We start from the raw sequence: 16,914 nt of genomic DNA, 5'->3' as shown, positions 1-16,914 counted from the left end.
ATAGACAATGAAACAATCTTTCAATTTCATAGGCATGATCCTAATTGCGATTGCAACGTTTTTGCAATCGTGCGATAAAAATTTTGAAGACATTAATACAAATCCAAATAACAGTGTAAACGCTTATCCATATCAATTAATGCAGCCTGCATTTAGGGATCTTGTTGCGTCTAATATGTCTCGTAATCGCTCATTAAATAATGAGTTGATGCAGATAACGGTCAGTATAAGTGATGGTGAGTATCGCATATTCCGTTATGATATACGTAATACGGTTTCCGATGGTCCCTGGAATTCCATCTATCCAGAACTGAAAAATGTGAAAGAAATTTACAAATTAGCGGATGGTGGTATCAATGATAATGCATCCTACCGTGGGATATCTTTAATTATGCAGACTTGGGGATTTTCTATTTTGACCGATACTTATGGCGATATTCCTTACTCGGAATCCTTAAGAGGATTGGGCGAAGACATCTTAGAACCTAAGTTCGATACACAAAAGGAAATTTATTTAGATTTCTTTAATAAATTAGATTCTGCCAATGTATTGTTGTCAAAAAATACGGCAATCAAAGGAGAATATGATCCCATTTACAATGGAAATGTTAGCAAATGGCGCAAGTTTGGAAATTCGTTATTTTTACGGTTATTACTCAGGGCTTCCGGACAATCAGATCCGGCAGTTGCTACATTTGTTCGTTCAAAAATTAATGACATTCTAGTTGATAATGCATCTTCTTATCCCGTTATGTCAAGTAATGATGATTCGGCTATTCTGCGCTGGACGGGTATGTCACCCTTGATTTCTCCATTCATGGATGTTAGAGCACAGGACTTTCGCCAAGCATCTTTAGCAAATTATTTTATTGATCATCTGGTTGCTTGGAATGATCCACGGATTAACATTCCTACATATGGTTCAAATGGTGTGAATCGTTTGGGAATTGCACCGGTGAGTGGAAATTTTGTCGGTATTCCAAGTGGTTATGCTGCTGGTGAGGGGTGGGAGCGTCAGTCCTATTTCTATTCGTATGATCAAACGGTGAATAACCTTCCCGTAAAGACAATGATGAATGAACCGTTGACAGGAATGATTATGAATTGTGCAGAATTGCAGTTTATCAAAGCGGAACTCGCATTGAAAGGATTCTATACGGATAAGGCGGGTGATCTTTACAAAGACGGTGTTATGAAAGGTATTACAACTTGGCTTCCGACTTATACCGAATCTATCGAGGATTACTTAAATAATGGCGATATAAATTGGGACGAAAGCTACAGTTTTGAGAAAAAGATGGAAATGATTCATCTACAGAAGTATTATGCGCTATTATTTGTAGACTGTCAGCAATGGTTTGAATTTCGGAGGACAGGCTATCCTTTGTTGCCAAAGGGAACTGGCTTAAAAAATGGCGGGGAGATGCCTGCCCGTTTGAAGTATCCAATTTATGTCCAATCGGCAAATCCAACAAACTATAAGCTAGCTATCGCACAGCAAGGTGCTGATGAGATTAATACGAAAGTATGGTGGCAGAGACGATAATGGCTTTTATAATTTTAATGCGTAGATAATGAAAAAATATATTTTTTACATAATAACAGGATTCATGAGCGCACTAGCTCTCGGCTCTTGTAGCAAAGACGGAAATTATCCAGGTGGGGTAGTTAGTTCGTATATCGGAATTTTTGACGTCAGGAACATTTATAAAGGACAACCTGTACAAATCAATCAAGATAATTTGGATGGATCTACAACAATTGCTGGTGTTGTTGTTTCCGATCATCGGGAGGGAAACTTTCCTGATGGCTACTTGGTCATACAGGACCGAAGACGCCTACGACAGTTGCGCGGTATAACGATCCCCTTGGGGAAGGCCGCGGAAAATTACGTGATAGGGGATTCCTTGGAAATCAATATTGTTGGTAGCGAACTAACCAGGGAAAATGGTATTCTTCAACTGAAAAACGTTGCTGAATCAAGTATTGTAAAAATCGCTTCGGATAAGCCAATCCCCAATAATCGAGTGACTGCAAAAGATATTTTGGCAAATCCAGATAAATATGAAAGTACGTTGGTTGCGATCGTAAAGGGCGGTTTTAACCCATTGCCTGTAGCCGGAGATATTCTAGAAGGGCAGAAAACTCTGAATGATGGGTTTGGTAATTTAAATTTGGAGACTAAGTCATCCGCGAAATTTGCCAAGAGAAATTTAAGTGTTTTGGCGAATTATTTTGGAGTGATCTTTAGTAAACAGGATGCTGAAGGTAAACTAATTCCTTATGAGGTGTTACGTAAAGAATCGGATATTCAGGAGCTGAGTTCGGTGATTGAACACACCCCTGCGGCTATTTCAGGTTTTGCCAGCGACGTAAAAGGTGGGGATGGGAATTATGAATATATTCAGCTTCTGGCAATTGAAGATATTGACTTCTCGAAGACACCCTATGCTGTCATTGTCAGTAATAATGCCAATGCATCTACGCCGACAGGTGTTCCTGCAAAAGGTTGGGCAACCGGAGGAATGCGGACCTATAAGCTGAATATTACTTCTGGAACTGTTACAAAGGGACAGTATTTCTATGTAGGTGGAAAATATAAATTGATCAATGGCTCAAGCTCAACGGATATTTCTAATGCAAAATGGGTCGTAAATTATGATTACGTTGCAAAAGATGGTTTTGATGGTATAGGAACCAAAACCGGTGGACTTATGGCGAATAGTGGTAACGCATTTGGTATCGCCGTATTTAATACCACAACGGTGACGGAAGCAACAAAACCGGTAGATGTTATGTATATCTCAGGGGGCGGTGCATTGACGGATGGAACGAAAGGTTATCGTATTACAAATAATGATTTTTACGATGTTATCGATCCACTATCTTTAAAGTCGCAACCGTTTTTTATGGCGGGAACCAATAATATCTTTCTAAAATATAATACAGCTGATGTGGGTTATTTTGTGAGTTTGGGAGGGGTATATAATACGTCATTAGCGAGATGGACATCTGCACGGTCTCAGAATAATATAGAGATGACCAAGGCTTCTACGCTGAGTGAAATCGAAAATGAATTGTCAACTAAAATTGAACAATAAACGATATAAATAAAGGAGCTGCGGCCCCTTTATTTATGGTATAGATGGCATGCCGTTAGCTAAATATTGGTAGAGCTAAAACATATTTTTATTATCTTCATTATATAACTATAAACGAAGACTTATGAACTTAACAGATTTAGTTACAGGTGGAGTAGGCTCTAAAGCGATAGAGACTATTTCAAAAATTACTGGTGTCAGTGAATCTAAAGCAAAATGGATAGTAGCGGCGGCAGTTCCTTTGATGATTGCAGCATTGAATTACAATGCGAAAAACAAAGGCCAGGCGGAAAATATTGACAATGCCATTGACCAGCATAGCAATAGTGGCATACTTGATAAAATTGGAGATTTCTTTGGGCAAGGAGGAGCGGAGCAGAGTGGATCTGAAGATGGCAATAAAATTGTCAACCATATGTTTGGCCAAAATACTGAAGTCGTAACACAGAATATTGCGGATAAAGCGGGCTTGAGCTCTTCTCAAGTGACAGGCGTACTGGCCACACTTGCTCCAATCGTAATGGGGTATCTAGGACAACAAAAGCAAGCTTCGAGTGGTGGGGGGATTGGTGACCTAATCGGTTCTGTACTAGGTGGCGGAACATCACAAAATGCAGGTGGTGGTATGTTAGGTGGTATTTTAGGCTCTTTTTTAGGCGGTAGCCAAGAAGAACAAACGCAAGGGACTGAGCAGCCAGCAGCAGGGAGTAATATTACGGACATGCTGGGTGGATTGGCAGGCAGTTTTTTTGATAAAAATAACGATGGACAGGCGAAGGGAAATATTCTTGATTCGATCGCTGGTATGTTTGGGAAGTAAGCTGTGTTAAGCTATTATTTGTCCTGATAAAAAGCTCGTATGAGATTAAGCTAAGATGACGCAGATCCTAAAAGTGATGAGGTCGGAAGTTACATACTTCCGACCTCATCACTTTTGTCCAATTCGTATTAATCTTCGACCGATACTTTCGGTGGGAAATTTTTATGTTTTCTTTTGCTGATTTTGTCAATATTGACGGGTTGAGGTACCTTGACATAATATCCTGTTCCGTCATATTCACGTTTATTGGGGTTTTCTTTACATGCTGGCGAACAGCATCCGTCCATCTCCCAGCCGCATTCGTCACATTGTGTGAAATGTTCATTACAAGTTGGGTTGGCACAATTGATCATTTTAGTGGTTTGCTTGCCACAGTTAAAACAAGTCGATACCACAGATGGGTTGACAGAATTTACATCGACAGTAACACGATTGTCGAAGACGTAGCATTGGCCTTCGAAATCTTCGCCACCAGCTTCCTTTCCGTATTTGATAATTCCGCCATGTAATTGATAAACATCCTCGAAGCCTTCTTTTAACAAAAGAGCAGATGCCTTCTCACATTTGATGCCCCCTGTGCAGTATGTTAATATTTTTTTTCCTCTAAATTGTTCGAGCTCTTTTATTTTCTCTGGAAACTCGCGGAAATTGTCAATATCTAGGGTGACAGCATTTTTAAAATGACCAACATTGTGCTCGTAATTTGAGCGTACATCCAATACAACCACATCCTCTTGGTCCTTCATGGCTAAAAAATCTTTCGGCTCAAGGTGCACACCGGTTTGACGGTTGGGGTCAATTTCTTTTGGATCTCTCAAGCCAGAGTGAACGATTTCGGCTTTGTAGCGACAATGCATTTTAATGAATGACGGTTCATCTACAGCGTCAATTTTGAACTCTGTTTTGTTGAAACGACCATCGGCATAGATAGCATCCATATAGCTTTTACAGGCCTCAACAGTGCCTGAAACAGTCCCATTAAGACCTTCATCAGCTACGATGATACGACCGACTAGATCCAGTGATTTACAAAATTCTAAGTGATCTGATGCAAATTTTTCGCCATCCTCGATAGGGCTGTAACAATAGTACAGCAAAGTTTGATATTGTGTCATGATATTCATTGATACCGCTGCAAACGGCGTTTAATGCTAAAAATAAATTTAGTGCAAAGCTACAAAAAATAATAAGTGGAATAAAATGACCGTCGTCACCTTTTCTTTAAAGGTTCGAGCAGGTATTCCAAGCCATTAAGCTTTATTTCATAGAGTGTCGCTAACTGCTGGCCTAGCTTTCCCTTTGGAAAGCCTTTTTGGTTATACCATACAAGGTAGGGCTCAGGAAGATTACACAATGTGTATCCCTGGTATTTGCCAAATGGCATCTTGACTGTAACAAGCTCGGTTAAAATTTCAGGATTCAACATTAGTCTTGAGGTTTTCCATAATTGAGACGGTACCAAACTGCTTTTAGCGCAATGATCCCATGATTGAATAGATTGGGAATGGCCCCATAGTAGTGTTTGAAAATAGCAAAGCGCTCTTTCAAGGATTCCTTATGTCTTTGTTTTGACATCCCGCCCACAAGATACCGAGCTACATATTGCTGTGCATTGACCGTTTTTTTTGCCTTTTTTGCACAACGAATAACCCAGTCAATATCAGCACATAATTTATAATTGAGATCGTATGGCTCGGCAATTTCCCGTTTGATATAGATGGCCTGATGGCATATATTCATGCCATAGCGAAAGCTTTTCCAGTCGAAATGAGCCGGAACTTTATGCCTCCGTTCACCAATAATATTCCGATTGTCATCTACGAGGATAGTTTCGCCGTAAAGAATATCCGCATCATCGCTCAGTTTGGCAAGATTCTCAATGCTGTTGAGATCATAGATCTCATCTCCGGAATTTAGAAAAAGAACATAATCACCTGTTGCTAATGCTAATCCCTTATTCATTGCATCATAGATCCCCTTATCCTTTTCGGAAAGGAGAACGGTGATTTTATCCCTGTATTTTTGGATGATCTCTAATGTTCCATCAGTTGATTGTCCATCAATGACAATATATTCTATATGGTCATAGCTCTGATTGACAACAGATTTTAGGGTGTGTTCTATGTCACGCACATTGTTGTAAACGACAGTTATAATCGAAAATTTAGGATGAGCAGACATGTTTTTTATGTATTGAATTTATTCATTTTCTTCTTCAGGAATCGGATGCCACGGTTGAATAAAGATCCTTTCCGATGTGCATAGAAATACTTGATGGCCTCATAAGCTTGCTTGTTTTCTGAAATTTCCGTCGGAAAATACCGTACAGGGCTTTCTGCTAGTGTAACCTGATAAGTTGCTTCCGCAGCTGTATGTGTACCCGAACCATCGTTGCCAATATTTTGCGTCATCGAATTCCTTGGATACAAAACTAACCCATTTTTTTTGAATACAGAAGCATACCAGCGTATCGCCCAAGAGTTGATCTTTCCGGCCTTAAATTCCTGCACTTGTTTCCAGAAGTTTTCTTTACCCTCGATACTGAATTGGTGTATCTGCTCGGCCGTAAAATCCGATACAAGTTCATCAATATTCGGATTGAAATGTTGCCAGGCGCGATCCCAGGTTGCCCAGCCCCAACTATTGGCGACCCGAAAAAAGAAGGTCTCAGGCAGTTTATTTAAATCTTTTAGCGGATAACCATAACCGCTGATCTCCATGACCTGATCTTGATCTTTATAGCGCTCCAGTGCTTGATTGAAATAATCTAGGGCAAACACAGCAGTTTCCAGATCATCTTCCAAAACTATAATCTTTCCATGTGCATTAACCACTTTTGTAACTCCGTCGATCACATTGGCTGCCAAACCCCAATTTTCTGTTCGTTCGACAATAATAACTTCTTTAAAGTTCCAGGACTTGTTGATAATCTTTCGGACTTCAGTAACTGCCTGAAGAGATTTTTCGTTTTTTGCAGCATCCGAATAAATGTAAAGTGTAGTCTGGTCTGCAAGCTTGTTCTGTTCTAAAGCTGAGAGTGTTCTTATTGTATGATCAGGACGATTGTACACAAAAAGTATGACTGGAGCAATACTGTTCATTTATCAATAGATTTTGTTGTATGCTTTTTTGTTGCTTAGACGAGTACGATAAACAGCTCCCGATTTGCCTAGCAATCTAAAAGCAATGTTTAAGTAGCTTTTTGCTTCAAAAATATGACCTTTAAAAATTGAAGCTCCCATTTTCTTCAGACTCGCCAATATGGCCATCGAAAAAGATCTTACAAAGGTATAATTGATATTGCAATACTCTGTCAAATGATAGACAAATTCGCTTTTCAGAAAGGCTTTTCGGTCTGTTTTACGCTGTTGTCTATCGTGATAGGCCTTTGCTCTGTCGGCGAGAATGATGTTTAATCCGTAGTATTTGATGCGGTTGGCATAATCCTTATCTTCTCCATAATGGAAAAAGATCGGCGCGAAACCACCGACTTTTCTGATCACCGGGTTGGGGATAAACCAAAATGCAGCATTGACGAAAGAGCAAATTCGATAAGAATTTTCGTTAGTAGCATTTTTTGTATATACGGCAAAACCATGGTCTAGTGTTGTTTCGGTTCCATCGTAGTGAATAGGCGAGATAATTCCGATATTGTCTGCGTTTATTTTCACTAAGTTGGCAATACAGTCCTGATCCAGCCAGGCGTCCTGATTGACCAAAAATGCATAATCATATTCTTCCTTCAAAACAATGTCAAGTCCGATGTTGTTGGCCTTTCCAAAACCCAGATTTTCGGAACTTTCTATTAGCCTTATTGTCGGGTACGTTTCTTTTATGATCTGTGTTGTGTTGTCTCCCGAATTGTTGTCGACAACTAAAATATCTGTTGGATAGCTCGAATCCAATAGGCTGGGTAAGCACTTGTGGATCCAAGGTTCAAAATTATAAGAGACGATTATGGTGAGAATCCTGGCCATCTATTTTTTTCGGATAACTGTTAGGAAATAGTGGAATAATTCCAACAAAATGCTGGGTTTAAAGATTCTGTTGACAATGATATATGCACATACAGCCACTCCAATTGTACTTGCAAACCGAAGATAGAGGTTGGCGATAGATGCGGTGGCATAGTGAGCTGTAATACAACTGACAGCTGCCAATAATGCATAAGCAAAAATATCTGCCAGAAGATAACGAAATGAATAATTCATATAAGGTTTAGCGGAAGCATACCAAACGAATATCCAGAGGGCATTTAATGCTGAGGTTAATCCAATGAGCAATTCAAGACCTAATGATTTGCCGAAGAATAGAATAGCGATTTGGAGTATACCAAACACGATGATATTCCGCATATAAACTTCAGGTTTTCCCTTGCTAATGATGAGGTTGGAAAAGACATTGCTTACAGAATCAAATGCCGCGCCAATACAAAATATTTGAAGAAATATGGCACTTTGTGCCCATTTATCGGTGATCGCAATAGTAATGAAATCTTGTGCTACAGTTGTTAAACCAAATAACATTGGAAAGGCTAAAAAGGCCGTAAAGGAAATTAGTTTGCGAAAAACCCGAACTTGTCTATCCTTATCATCTTCTATTTCCTTTAAAATAGGCTGTGTCACATTATTAACCATATTGGTCAATATATTCTGGGCCATGATGCTCCAACGATTTGGATTCACGGTATATCCCAGTTCTTCAGCGGTATAATGCCGGCCTAAGATCGCAGCATATATATTTTTGTTGATGTTGATGAAAATATTGGTGACTAGTATTTTACTGCTAAATCCTAAAATGTCGCGAATAGGTTTAAAATCGAACTGGAAAGTAGGTCTGAATTTGGAAAAATACCAGAATCCGAGCATATTGAAACCACTATAGGAGACAATTTGGATCGCGTATGCCCAATAGGCATAGTCCTTATAGGCTAAATAAACTCCGACTATATTTGATGCAATAAGCGCAAAGGTGCCTGTGATGACTCTTTCTTTGATTTTTAAATTCCGGAAGAGGTAAGCATTGTGCGCAATACCAAAGCTACCTAGCCAAAAGGATAAAAAGGTAAATCTACTAAGTTCTACAAGTACTGGTTGATTATAGTATAAGGCGATAAGAGGAGCCGCAAAAAATAAAACGATATAAATAAATGTTCCAATTCCTACACTTGTCCAAAATACCGCGTTATAATCTTTATGTTCGACTTCTTTTTTATTGACAATTCCATACACAAATCCACTTTCTTGAAAAGCAGAGGCGAGAACAGAAAAGATGGTGATCATAGCTACTAAGCCATAATCTTCTGCTGTTAGCTTACGGTTTAGTAGGATGCCGAAGCCGAAGCCCAAAAACTGCTGGATGATACTTGCCATACCACCCCACAGCAGTCCTTTTGTTGTTTTTGATTTTAAAGAGTCATTTTTCGTTTGCGATGACATGCTAAATTAAATGAGCGGCAATATTAAAGTATTGCAATTGTATTCGCAAATTCTTTTAGGGAAACATCAGTTGGATTGACATCGGTAATCAAATAAGAAATATCACGTAACGGCACAACTTTCATTTTTTGAACTGAATTTAGTTTCTCAGCAATACTTAAAATAGCCACTTTTTTCGAGCATTTAATCATCGCACGTTTGATTTGTACCACCTCCCAGTCTGAATCGGTCACCCCATCTTCTACTGAAAGAGAATTTGTTCCCAACAAACAAAGATCGACTTTAAGATCTGCCAATTCATTAGCGACTTGGGCTCCGGAAACAATGTTTGTATTGCGTGAAAGTTTTCCGCCAACTAAAATGACTTCAAGATTTGGCTTTTCGGCCAATTCTAGTGCAACTAATGGACTTATAGTGAAAAATGTACACTGCAAATGATCGGGTATTGTTCTCGCTAATTCAATTAAGGTTGTCCCGCCTCCGACTAAAACAGTCATTCCATTGGAGATTAAAGTGCTTGCTTTCTTGGCAATTTCTTTTTTTGCCTCCTTGGCATATACGTTTCCATCCTGAAAAGGGAATTGAAAAGATTTTGATAATGCCCCACCATAGACTTTTAGAACTTTTCCATTCTCGGCGAGTTCGTTTAAGTCACGTCTAATTGTATCTTCAGATACATTCAGTTGAACACTTAGATCTGATGATAAAACTTTATTATGTAGGTTAATCTGATGTATAATGAATGCTTGTCTTTCTTCCTTTAACATTGGTCTTTGGTTTTTAATCGGAATTTAAAAATAATTAAAAAAATCAGTCTAAATGTAGTGAAAATTATTCTTCCTTTTTGTCAATTTTTGTTATGCCAGCTTTGAATCTCGGTTTGAAGCCCGTGGGTTTACTGGCAGCGGGTTCCTGTGTTTCTGTGCTGTTGTTTTCAGGTTCAGCCTTTACGTTGGTATCTAACTTAATTTCGTCTTTCGTATCAGGTCGCTGTGCCTGTTCAGAAGTTTCCGTTTTGGTTACTCCGGCTTTGAATCTCGGTTTGAAGCCCGTGGGTTTACTGGCAGCGGGTTCCTGTGTTTCTGTGCTGTTGTTTTCAGGTTCAGCCTTTACGTTGGTATCTAACTTAATTTCGTCTTTCGTATCAGGTAGCTGTGCCTGTTCAGAAGTTTCCGTTTTGGTTACTCCGGCTTTGAATCTCGGTTTGAAGCCCGTAGGTTTACTGGCAGCGGGTTCCTGTGTTTCTGTGCTGCTGTTTTCAGGTTCAGCCTTTACGCTGTTATCTAACTTAATTTCGTCTTTCGTATCGGGCAGCTGTGCCTGTTCAGAAGTTTCCGTTTTGGAGACTCCAGCTTTGAACCTTGGCTTGAAGCCTGTCGGTTTTGGAGCGGAGTTTGTTGCCTCGTCGGTTTTTTCTTCGGATGCAGATGTGCTTGCCGCTGCGTCAGGGGCTTTGGTTACTCCGGCTTTGAATCTCGGTTTGAAGCCCGTGGGTTTTGGAGCGGAGTTTGTTGCCTCGTCGGTCGTTTCTTCGGATGCAGATGTGCTTGCCGCTGCGTCAGGAGCTTTGGTAACTCCAGCTTTGAACCTTGGTTTGAAGCCTGTCGGTTTTGGAGCGGAGTTTGTTGCCTCGTCGGTTTTTTCTTCTGGTACAGATGTGCTTGCGGCTGCATCAGGAGCTTTGGTAACTCCAGCTTTGAACCTTGGTCTGAAGCCTGTCGGTATTGAATCAGGAGTGGATTCCGCTGAATCAGTTATTTCCTTTTTGGATGTTGCCTTGACTTCATCTTCTACGGCTGTAGGCGGTGCCTTGAATCGTGGTTTAAAGCCTGCTGGTTTTGTTGCCGCAACACCGGAGTTGTCGGGTGCAATATCAGCGATAACCTGTTTTACAATAGGTTTTGCAATGACAGTTTCCTCCTCTGCTAGATGGAAACTTTTTCGGAGCTTGTTGAACCAAAACTTTTTGCTGTGGTCAAAACTCTTTTCTCCCATAGCAGAATAATGTGCTTTGAACTCTTCAAATAAAGGTCCATCTGCAGCTTGTAAAGCTTTTAAATCAATTTTCTTTTTTATGAAAAATTCTTCAAAAGTCATCCTGTTATGAGTTTAATATAGTCTATTACAAATGTAGTAATTTTTCTGACGCAGCTGGGAGGCCTAAAATAAAAAAGAGCGACTAGCGCTCTTTTTTATTGTTTTATAGGTTCAATAGCTTAAGCCATGTTATGGTAAACTGCTTGAACATCGTCATCTTCTTCGATTTTATCGATCATCTTCAACACATCAGCAGCTTGTTCTTCCGTAATATCTGAATGCGATAAAGCGATACGTTCCAATTTTGCAGATGTTACTTCAATTCTCTTTTCTTCGAGTAATTTTTGCATATTACCAAAGTCTTCGAAGGAAGTTTGAACGACAGCAATATCATTGCCTTCTTCATCAGCTTCTACGTACAATTCTTCTAAGCCTCCATCGATCAACTCTAATTCAAGCTCTTCTAAGTCCAGTTCCTCTGTTGCAGCAAAGCGGAAAATGGATTTACGATTGAAAATAAAATCCAATGATCCTGTTTTCCCTAATGAACCACCTGCTTTTGTAAAATAGCTACGGATGTTTCCTACGGTGCGGTTGGTGTTATCTGTTGCAGTTTCAATTAAAACAGGTACACCATGAGGGCCATAGCCTTCGTATACATATTCTTCGTAACCTTTTGAATCTTTTTCTGAAGCACGTTTGATTGCGGCTTCGATACGATCCTTGGGCATATTTACTGCCTTGGCATTGTGTATTGCTGTACGAAGTCTCGAGTTGGTTTCAGGGTGAGGGCCGCTTTCTTTAACCGCCATGGCGATTTCTTTACCTAAACGTGTAAATTGAACGGCCATTTTGGCCCAGCGTTTGAATTTCCGCTCTTTTCTGAATTCGAAAGCTCTTCCCATTGTTATATTTTGTTTTTAAGATTTTCAATCATGTCGACAGTCATCTTCTGGATGTCAAATTCCGGCGTCCAGTTCCAGTCTTTTCTCGCATAAGAATCATCTAGACTAGCAGGCCATGAATCGGCAATCTGTTGTCTTGGATCGTTCTCGATGTAAGAGATTGCAAAATTAGGAAGAATTTTTTTAATTTCTTGTGCAAGTTCTTTTGGAGTAAATGTAATACCACCAAGGTTATAACTGTGGCGAATGCTTAGGCTTTCCTTCGGTGCATCCATTAATTCGAGTGTACCACGGATGGCATCTTCCATATATAACATGGGTAATGCTGTGTTTTCAGATAAGAAGCAGGCGTATGTCCCGGTTTTTAATGCTTCATAAAAAATATCGACTGCATAATCCGTTGTGCCACCTCCTGGTTCCGTTTTCCAAGAAATGATGCCCGGATAGCGGACACTGCGAATATCCAGACCGCGGTGTTCCTGATACCATTCAATGAGACGCTCACCTGCGAGTTTGCTGATACCATAAATTGTGTTCGGATCCATTACGCAATATTGTTCGGTATTTGTTTTCGGAGAATGCGGTCCAAAAACAGCGATTGAGCTTGGCCAAAATATCTTTGAAACTTTATAGCTTACGGCTAGATCAAGAACATTCAATAGACCATTCATATTCAATTCCCAAGCCTTCTCAGGGTATTTTTCACCTGTAGCCGAAAGCATGGCAGCTAATAGATATACTTGAGTAGGTTTATATTGTTGAAATAATGTCTCGAGTCCATTTTTGTCAAGGACATTAGCGATTTCGAAATTTTCGTCAGGGCTTTTAATCTGTGGTTCTCTAATGTCAGTGGTTACAACATTCTCTGCACCAAATTTTTTGCGCAAGGCGATAGCTAATTCTGTGCCGATCTGGCCATTTGCACCAATGATAATAATGCTTTCTTTCATTTGTAAGTTTTATTTTATGAAGCTCCTGCTTTCACTATAATGAGTGTCCATGCTCAAGAATATAAATGAATCGCTTCGCTCGTTTCTTCCTATCGATATGATAAGATCTAGCCTGACATAATTTACGTTTCATCATGTAATGAAAAATGAAATTTCAACCATGGCGGTTTATGATGCAAATATAAAGGCTTTTCAGTATCTATCAACTTTGTGGCCTTTTAGGAAGTAGGGAAAAAATGCTAATTTTTAGACTCTTGGGACTGTTTTTATGAGATTTTAAACTGTTTCAATCGTTTGTTCTTTTTTTTTGAATAAGCAGCGAAAATTTTTATTTTTTTTGAATTGCTTTAATCTTGATTTTTAGCAATAGTTATGGGATGCATGGATTCCTTTTTTAGCAATTATGGAGGAAAAATTCTTAATGTTGTGATATTTTTAGCAGAGGGAGTAATATTTTGTTATTTTAATAGTGGAATTAGGGAATATTTTTTAAATTTGAAGAATTCATTCTTCAAGAATCAACTAAAAACAAAATCAAATAACAATTTTATATACACAATTTAAACACAGACAAAAATGAAAGTGGCAGTAGTCGGCGCAACAGGCCTTGTAGGTACTGAGATGCTAACCGTGTTGGCGGCGCGAAATTTCCCAGTAACAGAATTAATTCCAGTAGCTTCAGAGCGTAGTAAGGGTAAGGAAATTGAATTCAAGGGAAAGAAGTATAAGGTGGTTACACCATCTGAGGCTATTGCTTTGAAACCTGATGTTGCGTTATTTTCTGCTGGTGGTGATACCTCGAAAGAATTCGCGCCTAAATTTGCTGAAGCTGGAATTACAGTGATCGACAATTCTTCGGCATGGCGTATGGACCCAACGAAAAAGTTGGTTGTTCCAGAAGTAAATGGCGATGTGTTATCTGCTGAAGACAAGATTATTGCAAACCCGAATTGCTCAACTATACAAATGGTGGTGGCTTTAAAGCCATTACATGATAAATATAAAATCAAACGTGTTGTAGTTTCTACTTACCAATCTGTAACAGGTACTGGTGTTAAGGCCGTTAACCAGTTAATGGATGAACGTGCCGGAAAAGATGGTGAAAAAGCTTATCCTTATCAGATTGATTTGAACGTTATTCCTCATATTGATGTTTTTCAAGAAAATGGATACACGAAAGAGGAAATGAAGATGATTTTGGAAACAAATAAAATCATGCGTGATGATTCTATTAAAGTAACTGCAACGACAGTGCGTATTCCAGTTATGGGAGGACACTCGGAATCATTGAATATCGAATTTGAAAATGACTTTGATTTGAATGATGTACGTGCAGCTTTAGCGGCGCAAAGTGGCTGTATTGTTGTTGACGATCCTGCGTCACTACAATATCCAATGCCAAAGGATGCACATGGCAGAGATGAGGTTTTTGTAGGACGTATCCGTCGTGATGAATCTCAGCCAAATACCCTTAACATGTGGGTAGTAGCGGATAACTTACGTAAAGGTGCTGCAACAAATGCAGTTCAGGTAGCGGAGTTATTGGCCGAAAAAGGATTGATCTAACTCAAGTAGATTCCATAATAAATATGGAGCCCCCACGAATTCGTTCATGGGGGCTCTTTTTGTACTATCATCAAATCACAATTTATATACTTATGATTTGGCCCTTGATACTGGGGCTAGAAATTATGGCGTCAATGTTGTGGGTTGGATAGAAAACTCAATCTTGTCATTCAACGGCGCATAGGCTTCTTTGCTTTGCTCTTCCAGTCGATCTGGAAATAGAATGCCGAAAAGATGATCCGTTTCGTGCTGAAAAATAACAGCAGTAAAACCCTCGATATTTTCTTCGATAACTTTACCTTCTTTATTGATGTATTGTAGGCGGATAGCATAACTCCGTAATACATCCTCTTTACGATTAGGGATAGAAAGACAGCCTTCGGCGCCTTTGCGTTTCAGTTTGGAGCGCCATAGAATTTTAGGATTTACATAAAATTCAAATGGTTGATCTGGTTTGTCAAATCGCTGTACCCAGATTAGATTTTTATTTATACCGATTTGTGGCGCTGCAATGCCTACACCGGGGTGATTGGGATCACGTACAGTCGCGAACATTCTTTTGGAAAGAGACTCAATCAATGGGTCGTTGTATTTGACATCACTGCTTGTAGCTTTTAAAACTTTCAGATCTTTATCGTCTGTTGTTTGCAATACGCGAAGAATTGCATTTTCATCTCCTGATAAAATGATTTTCTTGTCGGCAGCACTGAACTCCTGTCCTGCGTTAAGGTTGACTGGTCTTTCATTCTTTGACTTATGAAATGCTTTTTCTCCGGCCATAATTTTTGTTTCTAAATTGTTCTCAACTGGGGGGACTGGGCAACGGTAGCCATTGCTATAAGCGCAATACGGATTATAGGCTTTGTTAAAGTCTATCTCAACATTGTTTCCTTTAATGTCGTCTGTTGATAAATCAATATACCGGCCCCCACTATAGCTTTCCTGACCATTTGTTAAATCTAAAAATGGTAAAAATAAATGGTTTTTGTATGCTGGATTTTGAAATAATGCGACACTTTGGTAGACATTCAACGTATGTTGTTTTCCATGAAGAGTAAATGTTATGATGGCGTAACGTTTGTACTCGTTGCTTGTGCCATCGTAGGTTGGCATCCGAAATACCGGTTCGTCAAACAAAACTTCAATTTTGGCGTTGACTTTATAGCCCGCATCTACGGGAAAGTAATCCAAAAACGCTACTTGATCTGATTTCAATGGGCCATATTGTTCTTTCGCCAATTCAGTGGCTTTTTTTTCACGAAGAGCGGTAATTTGTTGCTCATATTTACTTTGAGCATGTGTACTTAAGCATAAGGCCAAAAGGAAACTGGCAATAAGTGTTTTTTTCATTTGTTTAAATATTTATTCTTCCGATTTCGCACAGCCAAATGCCGCATTGCTTTTGATGTTGTTTTGATCAGTGTGCCTATAGGTAAGTCTATAGGCCCGCTATGATCAGATTGAATTCGGTGATCTATTGCCTCAAAAAGCAAGTTAGCTTGTCGTTGTCAAATAGTCTATCAAAGTTATAGTTTTTTTTGATTAAAAGATCAAAATTAAAAGATCAAAAACGAGAAGAGGATGTATTAGAAAGCGGAGTCCAATTGAAATATTAAATCTTCCTGTGTAATACTCAGGACTACTTTGTATTTTTGTAAAAAATATATATCCATGAGATTGATGGCCTTTGATTACGGTACAAAGCGAATAGGGGTTGCGGTGACCGATCCAATGCAAATTATCGCTACAGCATTGACGACAGTACATCCGCAGGATATCTGGACATACTTAGCTGATTATTTACAGACAGAACAGGTGGAAACGTTTGTTGTAGGCAAGCCACGGCAGCTGGATGGGACAGATTCGGAATCCGCACAGCATGTTGTCGGTTTTATTCGGAAACTGAAGAAGACTTATCCCGCAATTGCTGTCGCCGAAATAGATGAGCGTTTTACTTCTAAAATGGCTTCTGCAGCGATTGCACAAAGTGGAAAAAAAAAGAAGGACCGTCAACAAAAAGGACTAATTGATACCGTGTCTGCAACGATCATTTTGCAAAGCTACATGGATAGCCGTAATTTTTAGATACACAACGAC

The 16,914-nt window shown here is 39.4% G+C and carries 16 protein-coding genes; 5 read left to right on the top strand and 11 right to left on the bottom strand.

Features of this window, described 5'->3' with window-relative positions:
- Nucleotides 1–7: 7 nt before the first annotated feature.
- The 3 genes from A9970_RS11030 (at nt 8) to A9970_RS11020 (ending at nt 3,921) form a co-directional block, all read left to right on the top strand.
- Nucleotides 8–1,546 (top strand): SusD/RagB family nutrient-binding outer membrane lipoprotein, encoded by a 1,539-nt coding sequence (locus A9970_RS11030; protein ID WP_182982299.1) that lies wholly within the window; start codon nt 8–10, stop codon nt 1,544–1,546.
- 64 nt (nt 1,547–1,610) lie between these two features.
- On the top strand, nt 1,611–3,101 hold the full coding sequence (locus A9970_RS11025) for a DUF5689 domain-containing protein (protein WP_259655370.1): 1,491 nt from the start codon (nt 1,611–1,613) through the stop codon (nt 3,099–3,101).
- A 124-nt stretch (nt 3,102–3,225) separates the two neighbouring features.
- Nucleotides 3,226–3,921 (top strand): DUF937 domain-containing protein, encoded by a 696-nt coding sequence (locus tag A9970_RS11020; RefSeq protein ID WP_182982297.1) that lies wholly within the window; start codon nt 3,226–3,228, stop codon nt 3,919–3,921.
- 128 nt (nt 3,922–4,049) lie between these two features.
- On the opposite strand, the gene A9970_RS11015 is transcribed toward A9970_RS11020, so the two are convergent.
- The 10 genes from A9970_RS11015 to A9970_RS10970 all read right to left on the bottom strand — a co-directional run bounded on the left by A9970_RS11015 (nt 4,050) and on the right by A9970_RS10970 (nt 13,251).
- Entirely contained in the window at nt 4,050–5,036 is a 987-nt protein-coding gene (locus tag A9970_RS11015; protein WP_182982296.1) for a rhodanese-related sulfurtransferase, read from the bottom strand.
- Nucleotides 5,037–5,131: 95 nt separating this feature from the next.
- The gene (locus tag A9970_RS11010) at nt 5,132–5,347 is read right to left on the bottom strand and encodes a DUF3820 family protein (protein WP_046673143.1); all 216 of its coding nucleotides are present in this window, start codon (nt 5,345–5,347) and stop codon (nt 5,132–5,134) included.
- Entirely contained in the window at nt 5,347–6,102 is a 756-nt protein-coding gene (locus A9970_RS11005; RefSeq protein WP_182982295.1) for a glycosyltransferase family 2 protein, read from the bottom strand. Before A9970_RS11005 ends, A9970_RS11010 begins: the two co-directional genes overlap by 1 nt.
- A 5-nt stretch (nt 6,103–6,107) precedes the next feature.
- Nucleotides 6,108–7,022, bottom strand: coding sequence for a glycosyltransferase (locus A9970_RS11000; RefSeq protein ID WP_182982294.1), 915 nt, complete (start codon nt 7,020–7,022; stop codon nt 6,108–6,110).
- Between the two features lie 3 nt (nt 7,023–7,025).
- The gene (locus tag A9970_RS10995; protein ID WP_182982293.1) at nt 7,026–7,898 is read right to left on the bottom strand and encodes a glycosyltransferase family 2 protein; all 873 of its coding nucleotides are present in this window, start codon (nt 7,896–7,898) and stop codon (nt 7,026–7,028) included.
- Nucleotides 7,899–9,359 carry a lipopolysaccharide biosynthesis protein gene (locus A9970_RS10990; RefSeq protein ID WP_182982292.1) on the bottom strand — a complete coding sequence of 487 codons (1,461 nt, stop codon included), beginning with the start codon at nt 9,357–9,359 and terminating at the stop codon, nt 7,899–7,901.
- Between the two features lie 23 nt (nt 9,360–9,382).
- Nucleotides 9,383–10,126, bottom strand: coding sequence for a DeoR/GlpR family DNA-binding transcription regulator (locus A9970_RS10985; protein ID WP_046673148.1), 744 nt, complete (start codon nt 10,124–10,126; stop codon nt 9,383–9,385).
- A 64-nt stretch (nt 10,127–10,190) separates the two neighbouring features.
- On the bottom strand, nt 10,191–11,456 hold the full coding sequence (locus A9970_RS10980) for a hypothetical protein (RefSeq protein WP_182982291.1): 1,266 nt from the start codon (nt 11,454–11,456) through the stop codon (nt 10,191–10,193).
- Nucleotides 11,457–11,575: 119 nt separating this feature from the next.
- Nucleotides 11,576–12,301 (bottom strand): YebC/PmpR family DNA-binding transcriptional regulator, encoded by a 726-nt coding sequence (locus tag A9970_RS10975; protein WP_182982290.1) that lies wholly within the window; start codon nt 12,299–12,301, stop codon nt 11,576–11,578.
- 2 nt (nt 12,302–12,303) lie between these two features.
- Nucleotides 12,304–13,251 (bottom strand): NAD-dependent epimerase/dehydratase family protein, encoded by a 948-nt coding sequence (locus A9970_RS10970; protein ID WP_046671586.1) that lies wholly within the window; start codon nt 13,249–13,251, stop codon nt 12,304–12,306.
- A 576-nt stretch (nt 13,252–13,827) separates the two neighbouring features.
- On the opposite strand from A9970_RS10970, the gene A9970_RS10965 reads away from it, so the two are divergent.
- Nucleotides 13,828–14,817 carry an aspartate-semialdehyde dehydrogenase gene (locus tag A9970_RS10965; RefSeq protein WP_088163260.1) on the top strand — a complete coding sequence of 330 codons (990 nt, stop codon included), beginning with the start codon at nt 13,828–13,830 and terminating at the stop codon, nt 14,815–14,817.
- A 123-nt stretch (nt 14,818–14,940) separates the two neighbouring features.
- Here the strand turns inward: A9970_RS10965 and def are convergent, their stop codons facing one another.
- Nucleotides 14,941–16,167 (bottom strand): peptide deformylase, encoded by a 1,227-nt coding sequence (def, locus tag A9970_RS10960; RefSeq protein ID WP_182982289.1) that lies wholly within the window; start codon nt 16,165–16,167, stop codon nt 14,941–14,943.
- Between the two features lie 321 nt (nt 16,168–16,488).
- Here def and ruvX point away from each other — a divergent pair, with 321 nt between their 5' ends.
- On the top strand, nt 16,489–16,902 hold the full coding sequence (gene ruvX / locus A9970_RS10955) for a Holliday junction resolvase RuvX (protein WP_046671589.1): 414 nt from the start codon (nt 16,489–16,491) through the stop codon (nt 16,900–16,902).
- The last annotated feature ends 12 nt before the right edge of the window (nt 16,903–16,914 follow it).

It is taken from the genome of Sphingobacterium sp. UME9 (assembly GCF_014170215.1).
Lineage (GTDB): Bacteria > Bacteroidota > Bacteroidia > Sphingobacteriales > Sphingobacteriaceae > Sphingobacterium > Sphingobacterium paramultivorum.
This window is presented reverse-complemented; position numbering and strand designations above follow the sequence as displayed.

Excerpts from the sequence above, each read along its gene's own strand:
- A9970_RS11030 (WP_182982299.1), top strand. The coding sequence starts at position 8 with ATGAAACAATCTTTCAATTTCATAGGCATGATCCTAATTGCGATTGCA.
- A9970_RS11025 (WP_259655370.1), top strand. The coding sequence starts at position 1,611 with ATGAGCGCACTAGCTCTCGGCTCTTGTAGCAAAGACGGAAATTATCCA.
- A9970_RS11020 (WP_182982297.1), top strand. The coding sequence starts at position 3,226 with ATGAACTTAACAGATTTAGTTACAGGTGGAGTAGGCTCTAAAGCGATA.
- A9970_RS11015 (WP_182982296.1), bottom strand. The coding sequence starts at position 5,036 with ATGACACAATATCAAACTTTGCTGTACTATTGTTACAGCCCTATCGAG.
- A9970_RS11010 (WP_046673143.1), bottom strand. The coding sequence starts at position 5,347 with ATGTTGAATCCTGAAATTTTAACCGAGCTTGTTACAGTCAAGATGCCA.
- A9970_RS11005 (WP_182982295.1), bottom strand. The coding sequence starts at position 6,102 with ATGTCTGCTCATCCTAAATTTTCGATTATAACTGTCGTTTACAACAAT.
- A9970_RS11000 (WP_182982294.1), bottom strand. The coding sequence starts at position 7,022 with ATGAACAGTATTGCTCCAGTCATACTTTTTGTGTACAATCGTCCTGAT.
- A9970_RS10995 (WP_182982293.1), bottom strand. The coding sequence starts at position 7,898 with ATGGCCAGGATTCTCACCATAATCGTCTCTTATAATTTTGAACCTTGG.
- A9970_RS10990 (WP_182982292.1), bottom strand. The coding sequence starts at position 9,359 with ATGTCATCGCAAACGAAAAATGACTCTTTAAAATCAAAAACAACAAAA.
- A9970_RS10985 (WP_046673148.1), bottom strand. The coding sequence starts at position 10,126 with ATGTTAAAGGAAGAAAGACAAGCATTCATTATACATCAGATTAACCTA.
- A9970_RS10980 (WP_182982291.1), bottom strand. The coding sequence starts at position 11,456 with ATGACTTTTGAAGAATTTTTCATAAAAAAGAAAATTGATTTAAAAGCT.
- A9970_RS10975 (WP_182982290.1), bottom strand. The coding sequence starts at position 12,301 with ATGGGAAGAGCTTTCGAATTCAGAAAAGAGCGGAAATTCAAACGCTGG.
- A9970_RS10970 (WP_046671586.1), bottom strand. The coding sequence starts at position 13,251 with ATGAAAGAAAGCATTATTATCATTGGTGCAAATGGCCAGATCGGCACA.
- A9970_RS10965 (WP_088163260.1), top strand. The coding sequence starts at position 13,828 with ATGAAAGTGGCAGTAGTCGGCGCAACAGGCCTTGTAGGTACTGAGATG.
- def (WP_182982289.1), bottom strand. The coding sequence starts at position 16,167 with ATGAAAAAAACACTTATTGCCAGTTTCCTTTTGGCCTTATGCTTAAGT.
- ruvX (WP_046671589.1), top strand. The coding sequence starts at position 16,489 with ATGAGATTGATGGCCTTTGATTACGGTACAAAGCGAATAGGGGTTGCG.